The organism is Nocardia sp. NBC_00416 (assembly GCF_036032445.1).
Taxonomy (GTDB): Bacteria; Actinomycetota; Actinomycetes; order Mycobacteriales; family Mycobacteriaceae; genus Nocardia.
The window spans coordinates 5,046,419-5,060,841 of the sequence record NZ_CP107932.1; the positions used below are offsets into that span (position 1 = coordinate 5,046,419).

Consider the following 14,423-nt stretch of genomic DNA (forward strand, 5'->3'; position numbering starts at 1 on the left):
GTCTCGGTCAGACCCCGGCCGGGAGTTCGGTCTGCGGACTGTCCGCCGAATCCTCACCCGGCGAGATCAGCCCGCTGATCCGCCGGCCCGCCGCGGCCGCCGCCAACACTCGACGCACACCCGAAGCGGTGTGCTCCCAAGAGAACTCCCGAGCCCGGGCCCGAGCCTTCTCCCCCATGATCGTGCGCGCCGTCGCGTCCTCGAGCAGATCACCGACGATGGCGGCGAGCTGGTCGGCATCATCGGCCAGCACCCCGGTCACGCCGTCCACGATCGAATCGGTGAGCCCGCGCGAGGACCGGTACCCCACAGTCGGGACACCGTGCTGTGCCGCTTCGATGACCGCCAGGCCCCAGCCCTCTTTACGCGACGGCAGCACATGCACCCACGACCGAGCGAGCAGCTCGTGTTTGCGACCCTCGTCGACATGGCCGTGGAAGGTCACCGCGTCGGCGATGCCGAGGGCAGCGGCCTGATCCTTCAACTTGCCCGCCCACCAGCCGTCGCCGATCACGTCCAGCCGCACCCCGGGGATCCGAGACCGCAACCGGGAGACCGCGGTGAGCGCGTCCTCGATCTGCTTGTGCGGAACCAGCCGCGACAGCACCACCACGCGAGGCTCGGCCGAACGGACGCCGGCGGTCCCGGTGGGAACATGCGCGGGCACCGGCTCGGCGCCGTTGCGAACCACCGCGATGCGCGACCGATCGACCCCGAGCGTCGCCAACTCCTCGGCCGAGGGCAGCGAGACGGTCAGGTACTGGTCGGCCCGGTGCACCCGGGGCGAGAGGGTCGATTCGATCCACCAGCCGATCCGACCCACCAGCCGGCCCGCCACCGGCCACTGCTCCCGATGCCCGTGATGCACCAGCACCACCGACGGCACGCCCGACACCAGCCGAGCGAAGAAAGGGATGCCGTTCTGGGTATCGATCACCGCGTCCGGTCGCACACCCTTGAGCGGGCCCAGACCCAGCCGACCTAACGCGATCGCCGCCAGCGCGCGGGGATACACCGTGAAACGGCCCCCACCCCGGCTGATATCGATACCGTCGATCCGCGCCCGCCTGGGCGCGCCCGGGTAACCGGCGGTACGCAACGTCACCTTCACTCCGTGAGCCGCGAGCTGCGCGCCCACCTGTTCCAGGTACCGTTCGCTACCGCCGCCCTGTGGATGACCCGTATCACGCCAGCAGAGCAGAAGTACTTCGCGCACGTGGGGCTTCTCCGGTCGGTTCGGGTCCCGCGGACGGGACATCGGCATCGCGATACACCTTAACGCTGCTGTGCATATTGCCCCGCCTCCGGCGGGGCGTGGTCGGGGCCCTCGTCAACCCCGGTTCTTCACTCCTACGCTCAGTCGCTGCGCTCCTTATTTATGGCGCCGCCTTCGGCGGCGCGGGTCGGGGCCCTCGTCAACCCCGGTTCTTCACTCCTACGCTCAGTCGCTGCGCTCCTTCGCTCCGTCGCTCCAGAACCGGGGCGGGCCCCGACCATGGAAGGTATCCATCCGGACAAGAAATCAGGAGGTGGACAGACCGGCCATGGCATCTACGGAAATCACGGCCGGGTACTGCGGACCCGGGATGGGCGGCGGAAGCCTCATGCCAGGAAATCGGCCGCGACAACGCCGCGGGCACCATGCCGGCGGTCACCGACCCGCCGCGGCAAGACAGCTCCATTTCCTCGGACACTCCTCCACGCGCGCTCCCGAACCCGAGCCGGCCCCGACCACAGAACCTAACCATCCGGACAAGAAACCAGGCGGCAGACAGACCGGCCATGGCATCCACAGAGATCACGGCCGGCGACTACGCAACAGCGCGTCTCCTCGGACGGCCTTCCGCACGCGCGTCGGAGGCGGCCCCGAGCACGGATGCCGACCGTCCGGTCGAACATGGCATCCCGGCGGTGGCGCACTGTGAACACCTGTGGGGACCGGCAACGGCCCGCGCTCAGTAGGTCACCTGCTCCGGATGGCCGCGGGCACCCGCGCCGGAACCGGGGCGGGCTCGACCACGGCAGGCGGCCGTCCGGAGACGGCGCGGGGGAGCGGGTCTTCGCAGGTTGTGCACACCTCGCGGACTATGAGCGCCTGCGGAAGCCACACCTACGCCGGTGCTCGACGGCTCACCCGCTCGGCAGGGCTTTCCGCAGTCACCGGGCTCCTGCACTCTGTCGCCCCGGCGCCGGGCGGGCCGTGCCGGCGGATGGCGGGATTTGTCGCCGACCACAATATGCGAGACTCGGCATCGTGCTCGAGGCCGAGGAATCAACTGTGGACCGGATACCGACCGCCGGCAGCGAGGTCGCCGCGATCATCAGCCCGCCCGGTGCCCAGCGGCGTGATCCGGCCCCGCGCCCTGCGCCGAAGCGTTTCCGGTTCGCCCGGCGGGCCTCGGTGCGCCGGTCGCTGCGCCTGCTGAACAGTTTCCGCTTCGAACAGACCGATCCCGCACGGTTCTACGGCGGTATCGCGACCGACAGCGCCCACCTGATCGCCGATTTCTACGCCGATCTCACCGGCCGGGATCTGACCGGCGCCACGGTTCTGGATGTGGGGGGCGGCCCGGGTTATTTCGCCGACGAGTTCGCCCGCGCCGGCGCCCGCTACATCCCGGTGGAGCCCGACCCCTCGGAGATGCACGCGGCGGGTATCTCGGTGCCCGCGGCAGTCCGCGGCTCCGGGATGGCGCTGCCGTTCCGGGACGACGCGGTGGATGTCTGTTTCTCCTCCAACGTCGCCGAACATGTCCCGGACCCGTGGCGGATGGCCGATGAAATGGTCCGGGTCACCCGGCCGGGCGGCATGATCGTGCTGTCCTACACGATCTGGCTCGGCCCGTTCGGCGGCCACGAGACCGGACCCTGGCACTATTTCGGCGGGGAGTACGCCGCGCGACGGTACCGCCGCCGACACGGCCGGGAACCGAAGAACCGCTTCGGCACCTCCCTGTTCGCGGTCCGCGCGGCGGACGGTGTGCGCTGGTCACGGCGCACATCCGCGCAGGTGTACACACTGTTCCCCAGGTATCACCCGCGGTGGGCATGGTGGCTGGTGCGGGTACCGGGCATCCGGGAGTTATTGGTCAGCAATCTCGTGGTGGTCGCGACCAAACCCGGCTGATCGTTACAGCGCCAGTTGCGCCCGGCTGCGTTCGACGCGACCGCGCCAGCCGCTGCGGACCACCGGTTCGGCCCGCCGCCAGGGTGATTCCTGAATGGCCAGCCCCACGGTTTCGAGAGTGGTGAGCCCGACCAGGTCGGCCAGGCCGCCGACCACGGCCACGGCCTCGGCCGCCTGCATGGCCGCCATAGCCTGCTCCGTGGTCAAAGTGCGTCCCGGTAGGAACGAGACGACCCAACCGCCACTGCCAACGCTTTTCGCCTGATGGTCGGTCTGGTCGCTGGTCATCAACGCCCGGCCGATCACTTGCACCGCCATGAACGCCTCTCCCAATCGCGGGTATTCGGTTCGATGAATGGAGCGAGCTGATATCTGGCTAACATCATGCGCCCACCAGCAACAAAACGCAATAGTGCGTTCGATGAAACACGAACCGCGAGGTCGGATTTCGGGGGAATTGGACGGCCCACGACGACGTCCGGAACGGTCACGGACGAAAAGGGCAGTTCACGAGTTCGCTTCGCGCACAAGACGAAACCCGTGCCGCACGAAACTCTGCCACACGACAGGGTTTCCGGCACGGCGCAACGCCGCGCATGCGAAAGAAGGGTTACGGCAGGTCATCTCGATGAGCGCCGAGAAACTATTCGTGTAGCAAACTAATCGGTAGCCAGCAACGCCCGCAGCACAGGCTGGGCGTCCGAGCCGGACTCCGCGGCATCCACGACCTCGACCTGCCAGCCGTCCGGCAGCGCCGATTGCAGCCGCCCCGCGGCGCGATGCAACGGTGTGCTCACCGGAAGATCGTCACAGGACTCCGAGGGGACGAATCCGTCGGCCATGTTCCAACCACCTCTCGGGGGCGATCGACTCGGCCACGGATCGCGCGACGGGTGAGCCGATCAGGGGATAGAAGGACAATCCGGCAATCGGAATTGCGTGGTCGTGAGATTCAGGACACTTTCAGAATAAGGCACATATCCGCCGGGATCCCGCTCCCGCTCCAACCGGTTCCCGATCCACAGGCGGCACGGCCCCGGACCAGGACACAGCACGACCCGCGGTGAATCGAATCCACCGCGGGTCGTATCCGGAAATCGTGCCATGACGTCGGGCTCGGCAGCCCGGACGGTCAGCTACTCCTGCACGCGCTGTTTGAGGGCCTCGAACTCGTCGCGCACGCCGGAGGGCAGTTTGTCGCCGACGAACTCGAACCACTCCTCGATGAGCGGGATCTCCGCCCGCCACTCGTCGACGTTCACCGCGAGCGCCGCGTCGACATCGGCCGCGTCCACGTCCAAGCCGGCCAGATCCATCTGGGCGGCTGTCGGCACATGACCGATCGCGGTGCTCTCGGCATCGGCGGAACCCTCGATCCGACCGATGATCCACTCCAGCACGCGGGAGTTCTCGCCGAAGCCCGGCCACAGGAACCGGCCGTCGTCACCGCGACGGAACCAGTTCACGTAGAAGATCTTGGGCAGCTTGGCCGCGTCGGCGTTCTTGCCGAGGTTGATCCAGTGGCCCAGGTAGTCGCCCACGTGGTAGCCGAGGAACGGCAGCATGGCCATCGGATCGCGGCGCACGGTGCCGACCTTGCCCTCGGCGGCGGCAGTCTGCTCGGACGACAGGGTGGCACCCATGAACACGCCGTGCTGCCAGTCGAAGGATTCGGTGACCAGTGGGACCGTGGTCTTGCGGCGGCCGCCGAACAGGATCGCCGAGATGGGCACACCCTGCGGGTCGTCCCATTCGGGCGCCAGGGTCGGGCACTGCGACATCGGGGTGCAGTAGCGCGAGTTGGGGTGCGCGGCCAGCGTCTCGGTCTCCCGCAGATACCAGTCGTTGCCCTTCCAATCGATCAGATGATCGGGCTCGCCCTCGAGACCCTCCCACCACACATCGTTGTCATCGGTGCGCGCGACATTGGTGTAGACGGTGTTACCGGCTTCCAGCGTCTCCATGGCATTCGGATTGGACGACCGGTTGGTGCCGGGCGCGACACCGAAGAAACCGAACTCCGGGTTCACCGCGTACAGGCGGCCGTCCTTGCCGAACCGCATCCAGGCGATATCGTCGCCCAGGGTTTCGGCACGCCAGCCCGGCACGGTCGGCTGGATCATGGCGAGGTTGGTCTTACCGCAGGCGCTCGGGAAGGCCGCCGCGACGTAATAGGCCTTGTCCTCCGGGGAGATCAGCTTGAGGATCAGCATGTGCTCGGCCAGCCAGCCCTCATCGTGGGCCATGGCCGAGGCGATCCGCAGCGAATAGCACTTCTTACCGAGCAGCGCGTTCCCGCCGTAGCCGGAGCCGTAGCTCCAGATCTCGCGATCCTCGGGGAAGTGGGTGATGTATTTGGTGTCGTTGCACGGCCACGGCACATCGGCCTGGCCCTCGGCCAGCGGCGCGCCCACCGAATGCAGTGCCTTCACGAAGGGCCGATCCGTGCCCAGCAAATCCAACGCCGCCTGTCCCATCCGGGTCATCACCCGCATGGAGACCACGACGTACTCCGAGTCGGTGATCTCGACGCCGAGTTTCGGGTCGTCCGCGCCCAGCGGGCCCATGCAGAACGGCACCACGTACATGGTGCGGCCCTTCATCGAGCCCCGGTAGAGCTCGGTCATGGTGGCGCGCATCTCGGCGGGATCCACCCAGTTGTTGGTCGGCCCGGCGTCGGCGGCGGTCTTCGAACAGATGAAAGTGCGCGATTCGACCCGGGCCACGTCGGAAGGATCGGATAAAGCCAGGAACGAGTTCGGCTTCTTCTTCTCGTCGAGCTTCTGGAACGTGCCCGCCGCGACGAGCTGCGTGGTGAGCTGGTCCCATTCCGCGTCGGAACCGTCCGCCCAGACGACTCGCTCCGGCTGAGTCAGTTCGGCGACCTCTTGAACCCAGGCGAGCAGTTCGCTGTGTTCGGTCGGCGCGGTGCCGTCGGATCCACGAAGACCGGGAATGGTCGCTGAGGTCATGAAAACTCTCCTGAAATGGGCGGCGTGAAATGCCTCCGCCCTGGCCCATGGGCCCGTGACCAGCGCGAAAACACCTAGCGCCACCATTGGCGGGTGAGGCTTCCGCAACGGCCCGTCGTGTACACCCCCGGATCGTGGCGGTGTACATAGGGCGAAGCGGACGCCCAGGTTCCTGTCTAGAGGTTAACGCGGTATTGCGCCCCCTATGGAATCGGGTTGCCGATCAATAGGGGTGAACAAACTAATTTCCGGACGCCGGCGCCCACTGCTCCAGTATCTGCCGGTCACGGGCGCAGGCGGCCAGCCGACCGGGTTGTCCGGTGGTGGCCCGGCGCAGCGCCGACTCCAGTTCGGCGACCCGCCGATCCACCCCGACCATACTCGCCGCGGCCGCCCGCACCATGCCGTCCGCGAGTTCGGTTTCGGTTTCCACCAGCGCGGTCACCGCCCGCTGCTCGAGCTGGGCTTTCACATTCGCGACCGCGTCGGCCACCCACTGCCGCAGATGGTCGCGGTCGGCGAGCTGACGGCGGGCCCGCACCACCCAGGCGGCCGCACCCGCGCCGAGCAGCAGGGTGACCGGGATACTGGCCGCGTCCAGGGCGGGCAGGAGAGCCAGCGGGGACACCATCAGACGTCCCAGACCCACCCCGGCCGAGGCGCCCAGAACGATCATCAGGTGATCTTCGACACCCCCGCGGCGGGGTTGCGGATCCGGGCCGAGCGTGGGCGCCGGTTCGTACCGGAGCCCGTGTGTCTCATCCAGCGGTTCCCCGCCCGCGGGCCCCGCCGCGGCCGCTCGCACGCGCAGTTCGGTCAGCCGCGCGGCGATATCCAGATCGACCGTCGCGGTCAGCTGACCGACCGCCTGCCGCAGCCGTTCCGGGAAGTCACGGCGGCCCGCCCGGTCCATCCGGTCGAGTTCGGACCGCGCCTCGGCATGCAGTGCGCGGACCCGGGAACCGACTTGGGTGAGCAGATCCACCCGGGCCAGATTGAGCTGTGCGCGCAGTGTGGAGACGGCCACGGCCCGACCGCCGTCGCGGTCGGCGAGCAGCCGGGATCGTTCGGCCCGGAGCAGTTCGGTCTCGGTTCCCGACCGCAGCATCGCCTCCTCCTGCGCGATGCGCTCCCGAGTACCCGCGACCACCTGCGCCGCCGCCGCGGCGCGACGTGCGGCGGCGGTCGCGGTGTCGGTGGTGAGCGCCACGAGACGGGCGTGCAGGGCCGCGAGACCGGAACGGTCGAGCAACCCCGAATCGGCCGAGGTCCGGGCGGTCAGGGCCAGCCGGGCCGATACCGGCACGATCTCGCAGTCCAGCCCGGCGGCGACCAGCAGCTCGGCGCTGCGGTCACGGACCAACTGCCAGTCCTTGTGCGCATGCGTTCCGTTCAGGACGAGCAGCACCCGGACCCCGTCGTCACAGAGCCGCCGCACGGTGTCCAGTTCCGCCGCGCCGATCACCACACCGGCGTCCAGGACGAGCAGCACCACCGTCCCGGGCGCCGCACTCACCCACGGATCCGACGACGGCGCGCTCAGGTCGATCCGCGGTTCGAAGCGGGTCAGTTCGGTGCGCAGCAGCGCGGTATTGGCGTCGTCGGAGCCGATGAGCCGCACCTCAGCCGCGGTGCCGGAGACGGTCATCGTGCGCAGCAATGCCATACCCTGCGGATTCCAGCGCGCCACCACCTCCGCGACCGGGTCGGGCAACGTGATCACGGGCGTCGGCTCCGCCGCGACCTCCTCGGAATCCGCGTGCCACGGACCCCCGGACCCGGATACCGGACCCTGGTCAGAGTCCGACACTGCTCATCCGTTCCCACATGCGGACGTATCCGTTGTGCACCCGCACGGCCGCCCGGCGCGCCGCCGGGGACATCTCGCCCGCGACCACCGCCCGCCACCGCACGGCCCGGGCCAGCGCGTCGTCGGCGTCGTCGGGCTCGGGCCGGGCGTATCCGGCCGCCAGATGCGAGACCTCGGGGTCGACCAGCCCGCCGCACAACGCGAGCCACCGGGCTTCGTCGGTATCGAGATACTCGGTGATCAACGCCCGAGCCCGGCTCTGCCCGTGCGGGACGGCCCGGGCCGCCAGCCGGGTCAGTTCGTCGATCAGAGTGCCCGCGCGCCGCGATATCGCCTGCTGATAGCGCTGGCCCAGCAACCGCGCGACCGGTTCGATCCCGCTGATCGTGTGCAGGATCTGCAGCACGGTCCGGGGCGCCAGATCCGGTTCCCGTTCGAGAGCGGCCAGGACGCAGGCCAGCCCGTACAGATCCCAGCGCTCCAGCAGTTCGGTGCGGTCGGCGGTATCGGGCCCGGCAGCCGGCGAGACGAACGCCTCGGCGGATACGGTCACCGCGGAGCCGGACTCCGCCAGCCTGCGCAGCAGCGCGAGATCGGACTCTTGGAACGCTCCGGACACGGTCCGCGCGGCGAGCGATCCGACCATCGGAAATGTCGGCAGGCCGAATTCCCGGGCGTACTGCCGGGCCGCCTCCACCGCGTCGGCCCAGCCGGTGCCGATCGCGTCGGCCTTGTTCAGCACCAGGATCGTGCGTTCGGGCCGCAGCGACGCGAGCAGTCGCCGGTCGCCCGGCGACGGGGTACTGGCCAATACGTAGACGACGATATCGGCGTCCAGTACGGGATCGGGAAAGCCCGGCTCGTCGACCGGCGCGGTCTCCACCCCGTGCTGCAGGCCCAGCGCTTTGGCCACGGTGGTCCGTCCGGCCCGGGTACGCCCCGCGACCTGCGCCCGGGGCAGGGTCCGCCAGCGCTGCGCCGCGGCCTCGATACCGTTCGCGATCCCGGCGTCCGCGCCGTCGCCCATCCGGAGCGTGGAAATCATTCGCTCCAGCGGATCCGCCGCCCCCGCCTCACGCATATACCTGTCCGATCCCTGTGCTGCCGACACCCGCCGCGCCCCCTTCTTCCGGTGCGCATTCTGTCAGAAGAGGGCAGTGACGCGCCGGGTGACGACCGGGTCCCTCCTACCAACGGGTAGGCCCGGCCGGTCCGCTGCGGCCCGGAACCGGCCATGCTGGACAATAGGGCTGTGAACGACGCCGTGCACCCCCGCTCCGAGTCCGTTCCGGTGGCACTGTCGGAAACCTCCGGCGACACCGGAGGCCCGCGGCGACGGCACGCCGGGTCCCGGCTCTATCCGCGGGTCACCAGCTTCCGTTCCCGGCGCGGCGCGCTGACCCCCAACCAGCAGGCATCCTGGGATCGCAACTGGCCGACACTCGGCCGCGAGGTCGCCGACGAACCGCTCGACGCCGCCGCCTGGTTCGGCCGTGCGGCGCCGCTGGTCATCGAGATCGGCTGCGGAACAGGTACCGCGACCGCCGCCATGGCTCAGGCCGAACCGGACCTGAATCTCATCGGCATCGAGGTCTACCAGCCCGGACTGGCACAGCTCGTCCAGCGGATCGAGCGCGAGGAGATCGGTAATATCCGGCTGCTGCGCGGCGATGCGGTAGATGTGCTCGAGAACATGATTGCTCCCGGATCGCTGACCGGCGTGCGTGTGTTCTTCCCGGACCCGTGGCCCAAGGCCCGCCATCACAAGCGCCGGCTACTGCAACCGGCCACCCTCACGCTCATCGCGGACCGGCTGCGGCCCGGCGGGGTTCTGCACGTGGCGACCGACCACGCCGGCTACGCCGAGCACATCGCGGAAGTCGGTGCGGCCGAACCCCTGCTCATCGGCCTGAACGAGACCACCGGCGGGGTGAGCGCCGACCATCGCGACTCCGCGCCGATCGGTTTCGAGCGCCCGGTCACCAAATTCGAGGGCAAGGCACATCGGGCCGGTAGTGCGATCAACGAGTTCATATGGGGCAAGATCGAATGATGAGCGTCAGTGAGATGGCCCCGGCCGGCGACGAGGTTGCCGAAAGTCTGCACGAATCCGGCAATGAGCCGGAAGGGTCCGATGCGGACGGTCTCCGGAGAGTCCTGCTGGTCTGGGACGCGCCGAACCTGGATATGGGCCTGGGCGCCATCCTCGGAGGTCGGCCCACTGCCGCCTACCGGCCGCGGTTCGACGCGCTCGGCCGGTGGCTGCTGGCGCGCACCGCCGAGCTCTCCAGCGGCGACAAGCAGCGGCTGGAACCCGAGGCGACCGTTTTCACCAATATCGCCCCCGGCACCGCCGATGTGGTCCGGCCCTGGGTCGAGGCCCTACGCAATGTCGGTTATGCCGTTTTCGCGAAACCGAAGATCGACGAGGATTCCGACGTCGATTCGGACATGCTCGGCCATATCGCCCAGCGCACCCGGGGCTCGGGCCTGGCCGGGATCATCGTGGCCTCGGCCGACGGCCAGGCGTTCCGGGAGCCGCTCGAGCAGCTGGCCACCGAGGGCATCCCTGTTCAGGTGCTCGGCTTCCGCGAGCACGCGAGTTGGGCAGTAACATCCGATACTCTCGACTTTGTCGACCTCGAGGACATCCCGGGTGTTTTCCGTGAACCCCTACCGCGGGTGAGCCTCGATTCGCTGCCCGACGAGGGTGCTTGGCTGCAGCCGTTCCGGCCGCTGTCGGCGCTACTCACCTCTCGCCCCGCACAAGGAGTCGCTTAAGTGTTCACCCGCTGGGGCGATCTGGTCTATCGGCTGCGTTTCGCCGTTATCGGAGTCGTTGTCGCAGGGATGCTGGGCCTGGGCGCCTATGGTCTCGGGCTGGCGGACCACCTCAGCTCCAGCGGGTTGTTCGATCCGAACTCGGAGTCGGTCGCGGCCGCCGAGCTCTCCGACGAGGCGTGGGGCCGCGACCACAACGCCGATGTGCTGGTGCTGTACACCGCGCCCGAAGGCCAGACCGTCGATAGCGATCCCGCGTTCCGGGACAAGATCGTCGACAGTCTGAACCGGCTGCCCAGGGAGCATCCGGACCAGATCGCGAAGATCAACGGCGCCTACTGGAAAACCGAAACCGGCGAATCCCAGCCCTCGGTGTTCGGGTCCCCGGACAAAACCAAGACGTTCGCGTCCATCGCGATCGTCGGCAGCAACGACACCGAGATGGTCCGCAACTATCGCGCGGTCAAGGATGTTTTCTTCATCGACGGCATCGATGTGCAGGTCGCGGGTCTGCAACCGGTGGCCGGGACGCTCAACGACACCATGGCCCACGACCAGAAGCGGATGGAGATCCTGGCCATCCCCGCCGTGGGGATCCTGCTGTTCTTCATCTTCGGCGGTGTGGTGGCCGCCGCGCTCCCGCTGATCATCGGCGGTCTGACCATCATCAGCGCGAACGGCATCATCATGATGCTGACGAAGGTCACCGAGGTGAACTCGTTCGTCGGGGCGGTGGTCTCGATGATCGGCCTCGGCCTGGCCATCGACTACGGACTTTTCATAGTCAGCCGGTTCCGAGAGGAACTCGCCGAGGGTTACGACACCCCGGCCGCCGTCCGGCGTTCGGTGATCACCGCCGGACGTACCGTCATGTTCTCGGCGACCATGATCATCGCCAGCCTCGGCGGTCTGCTGCTGTTCCCGCAGGGCTTCCTGAAGTCCATGGCCTACGGCACCATCGCCACCGTCGCGCTGGCCGCGCTCGGCTCCATCACCCTGCTGCCCGCCATGCTGAGTGTGCTGGGCCCGCGGGTGGACATGCTCAGCTTCAAGCAGATCCGTAAGACCAAATCCGCCGAGGAGGTGGAGTCCAGCTTCTGGGGCCGGGCCACCACCTGGGTCATGCAGCATCCGCTCAAGATCGCCATCCCGATCTGCGTCCTGCTGCTGCTGCTCATCATTCCGGTGAAGAACCTGGCCTTCGGCGGTATGAGCGAACGCTACCTGCCGCCCGACAACGCGACCCGGATCGCGCAGGAGGAGTTCGACCAGACCTTCCCGCTGCGCCAATCCGATCCGATCCAGCTGATCTTCATCGGCGAGAACACCAGGTCGATCGCCAAGGTGATGAAGGAGGCCGACAAGGCTCCCGGCTTGGCGGACTCCTCCGGTTTCTCGGTTCCCTCCCAATCCCCCGAGCGCAAGGATCTGTTCCGCAGCAGCGCGACCCTCCTCGATTCCGAGAACTACGAGCCGACCGTCGACTATCTCCGCTCGATCGAGGTCCCCGACGATGTGACGATGCTGGTCGGCGGTCAGCCGACGCTGCAGATGGACAGTATCGACGCGCTCCTGGACCGGATCCCGTTGATGATCGCGCTGGTGGTCCTGGTGACCACGGTGCTGATGTTCCTGACCTTCGGGTCGCTGGTGCTGCCCATCAAGGCGGCGCTGATGAGCGCGCTCGGGCTGGGCTCCACTCTCGGCATCCTGACCTGGATATTCGTCGACGGGCACGGCGCGGGGCTGTTGAACTTCACCCCGCAGCCGATCATGTCCCCGGTCCTGGTGCTGATCATCGCGATCATCTACGGCCTGTCCACCGACTACGAGGTCTTCCTGCTCTCGCGCATGGTGGAAGCCCGGGCGATGGGCGCCTCCACCACCGAAGCGGTCCGCATCGGCACCGCGCACACCGGCCGCATCATCACCGCCGCCGCGCTGATCCTGCTGGTGGTGACCGGCGCGTTCGCGTTCTCCGATCTGGTGATGATGCAGTACATCGCCTACGGCATGATCGCCGCGCTGATCATCGACGCCACGATCCTGCGGATGCTGCTCGTCCCGGCGACCATGAAATTGCTCGGCGACGACTGCTGGTGGGCCCCGGCCTGGATGAAACGCATCCAGCAGAAGATCGGCCTGGGCGAACCCATCCTGGACGATGAGCGTCCCGGCGGCGGCGATGTGGTCGACCTGGTCAAGACCACCCCCGTCACCGATCCGGTGACCATGCAGATGCCCGCGGTCGGGAACGAGAAGCAACGCCGGACACCGGTGCTCAAACGCACTCGCGAGGAGATCGAGGCCGCCGCGCCGACCGCGCATATGCAGGCGGTGCCCAAGGCTTCGCGCAAGGGCGGACGCAAACAAGCACCCGCCGGCCCGACCGCACCCAAGAAACCGATGCCGAGCGCGCCGGATCCGACCCGACCGCGGGCCGCTCAGGCGGGCGACGGTCCCGGCGCCGGTGAATCCGGACCCGGTACGACCGACGAACCCGGCACCGCGAGCCGGGGCGCCCAGCCGCCCACCGAGGGGCCCAGCGCACCCGCCCACGGACCGCAATCTCCTCCGGGACGCGTCCCCGGCGGACCGGAGCAGAGTGCGAATCTCCCGGCCGGATCCGGGCCGGGACGGCCGCCGGCCCGCCCCGAGCCCGGCCGCGCCCCCGGCGCCGCGCCGTCCGATCCCGACCGCGGCGCGCCGGGACGCGGTCCCGGCGGACCCCGCAACGATTTCCGGCCGCCCCCCGGCCGTGTCCCGGGCAGCGAATCCGGTCCGGGCCGGCCCCCGGCGACCCCGCCCGGCCCGGAGCGACCCGCTCCCCCGGCCGGTGCTCAGCGCACCCCGGCCGGACCGGGCGCCCCGGGCCGTCCGCCCACCGGACCGCCCCCGGGCCGGGCCGGTTTCGCCTCCCCGAATCGGCGCGGGCTCTTCGCATCCGAACCGACCGAGGACGCCGACGGCCAGAACGCGACCGGTCGTACGGTCTACCCGACCCCGGCCGACGCGCCCCCCGTCCCCCCCACCCCGCAGCAGGCGCGGACCACGGGCGCCCCGCCGCAGCCGCGGCCGGAGAGTTCGCTGCGGATCCCCGGCGCGCCCGGTCGCACCGGAGGCCCGACCAGGCCTCCCGCTCCGCCGCGCCCGCCCGCGCCCGAGAGTCGCCCGCCCGCCCGGCCCGGCCCCGGTCAGCAACCGTCCGGTACCCGGCCCGCGCCCGATCAGGGGCCCGCACGGCCGCCGGTCCCGCCCCGCCGACCCGCACCGATTCCGCCGGGCTCGCCGCGGTCACCGCAGGACCAGGGTTCGCAGCCACGTCCCATGCCGCGGATCTCCAACCCCGGCAGCGGAACTCCGGGCGCTCCGGCGTCGGGCCTGCCCGAACTCCCCCGGCGGGTGCCCGGCGCACAACCACCGGAGATGCCGGGGCAGTACCGCGCACCGGAACCGCCGACCCGGCCTGCCGAGCGACCCGTCCCCCGCGGGCCGCGACCCGACAGCCTCGCTCAGCAGTCCGCCGAAGAGCCCGGTCCACAGCAGAGTCCGGACCCGCGCGAACGCAACAGCATCGAATCCTGGATGGCCGGCTTGCGTTCCGCGCGCCGCCAGCAGGCCGGACAGCCCGGACAGCCCGTCGACGACGCCGGACGGCATCAGCACGGTGAAGGTCGTTCGGTCAGCGTGAACGAGCTGCTGCGCCGCCGCGAACAGGACTAGCTCCGGCCGA

The 14,423-nt window shown here is 69.2% G+C and carries 10 protein-coding genes; 4 read left to right on the forward strand and 6 right to left on the reverse strand.

Annotated features, from left to right (window positions below; genetic code table 11):
* Positions 1–7: 7 nt before the first annotated feature.
* Positions 8–1,216 carry a glycosyltransferase family 4 protein gene (locus OG804_RS21695; protein WP_328389308.1) on the reverse strand — a complete coding sequence of 403 codons (1,209 nt, stop codon included), beginning with the start codon at positions 1,214–1,216 and terminating at the stop codon, positions 8–10.
* Positions 1,217–2,401: 1,185 nt separating this feature from the next.
* Here OG804_RS21695 and OG804_RS21700 point away from each other — a divergent pair.
* Positions 2,402–3,127: a class I SAM-dependent methyltransferase gene (locus tag OG804_RS21700; protein WP_328398597.1), complete on the forward strand. Its 726-nt coding sequence runs from the start codon at positions 2,402–2,404 to the stop codon at positions 3,125–3,127.
* A gap of 3 nt (positions 3,128–3,130) precedes the next feature.
* Here OG804_RS21700 and OG804_RS21705 read toward each other — a convergent pair whose 3' ends face one another.
* From OG804_RS21705 to OG804_RS21725, 5 genes are all read right to left on the reverse strand, one after another.
* Positions 3,131–3,445, reverse strand: a complete 315-nt coding sequence (locus OG804_RS21705; RefSeq protein ID WP_328389310.1) for a hypothetical protein — start codon at positions 3,443–3,445, stop codon at positions 3,131–3,133.
* Positions 3,446–3,786: 341 nt separating this feature from the next.
* Positions 3,787–3,969, reverse strand: a complete 183-nt coding sequence (locus OG804_RS21710; protein ID WP_328389312.1) for a hypothetical protein — start codon at positions 3,967–3,969, stop codon at positions 3,787–3,789.
* Positions 3,970–4,263: 294 nt separating this feature from the next.
* Positions 4,264–6,099: a phosphoenolpyruvate carboxykinase (GTP) gene (locus OG804_RS21715; protein ID WP_328389314.1), complete on the reverse strand. Its 1,836-nt coding sequence runs from the start codon at positions 6,097–6,099 to the stop codon at positions 4,264–4,266.
* Between the two features lie 241 nt (positions 6,100–6,340).
* Complete coding sequence (locus OG804_RS21720) at positions 6,341–7,909, reverse strand: hypothetical protein (RefSeq protein WP_328389316.1); 1,569 nt, start codon at positions 7,907–7,909, stop codon at positions 6,341–6,343.
* Positions 7,896–8,954: a GTPase domain-containing protein gene (locus OG804_RS21725; RefSeq protein ID WP_328389318.1), complete on the reverse strand. Its 1,059-nt coding sequence runs from the start codon at positions 8,952–8,954 to the stop codon at positions 7,896–7,898. The genes OG804_RS21720 and OG804_RS21725 overlap by 14 nt, the downstream gene beginning before the upstream one ends.
* Positions 8,955–9,143: 189 nt before the next feature.
* Here OG804_RS21725 and trmB point away from each other — a divergent pair, with 189 nt between their 5' ends.
* Genes trmB through OG804_RS21740 form a run of 3 tightly spaced genes read left to right on the forward strand, consistent with a single transcriptional unit; the run spans position 9,144 to position 14,413 of the window.
* Positions 9,144–9,962, forward strand: a complete 819-nt coding sequence (gene trmB / locus OG804_RS21730) for a tRNA (guanosine(46)-N7)-methyltransferase TrmB (RefSeq protein WP_328389320.1) — start codon at positions 9,144–9,146, stop codon at positions 9,960–9,962.
* A complete protein-coding gene (locus OG804_RS21735) occupies positions 9,962–10,690 on the forward strand; it encodes an NYN domain-containing protein (protein ID WP_328398599.1) in 729 nt (242 codons plus the stop codon). The genes trmB and OG804_RS21735 overlap by 1 nt, the downstream gene beginning before the upstream one ends.
* Positions 10,691–14,413, forward strand: a complete 3,723-nt coding sequence (locus tag OG804_RS21740) for an MMPL family transporter (RefSeq protein WP_328389322.1) — start codon at positions 10,691–10,693, stop codon at positions 14,411–14,413.
* Positions 14,414–14,423: the final 10 nt, after the last annotated feature.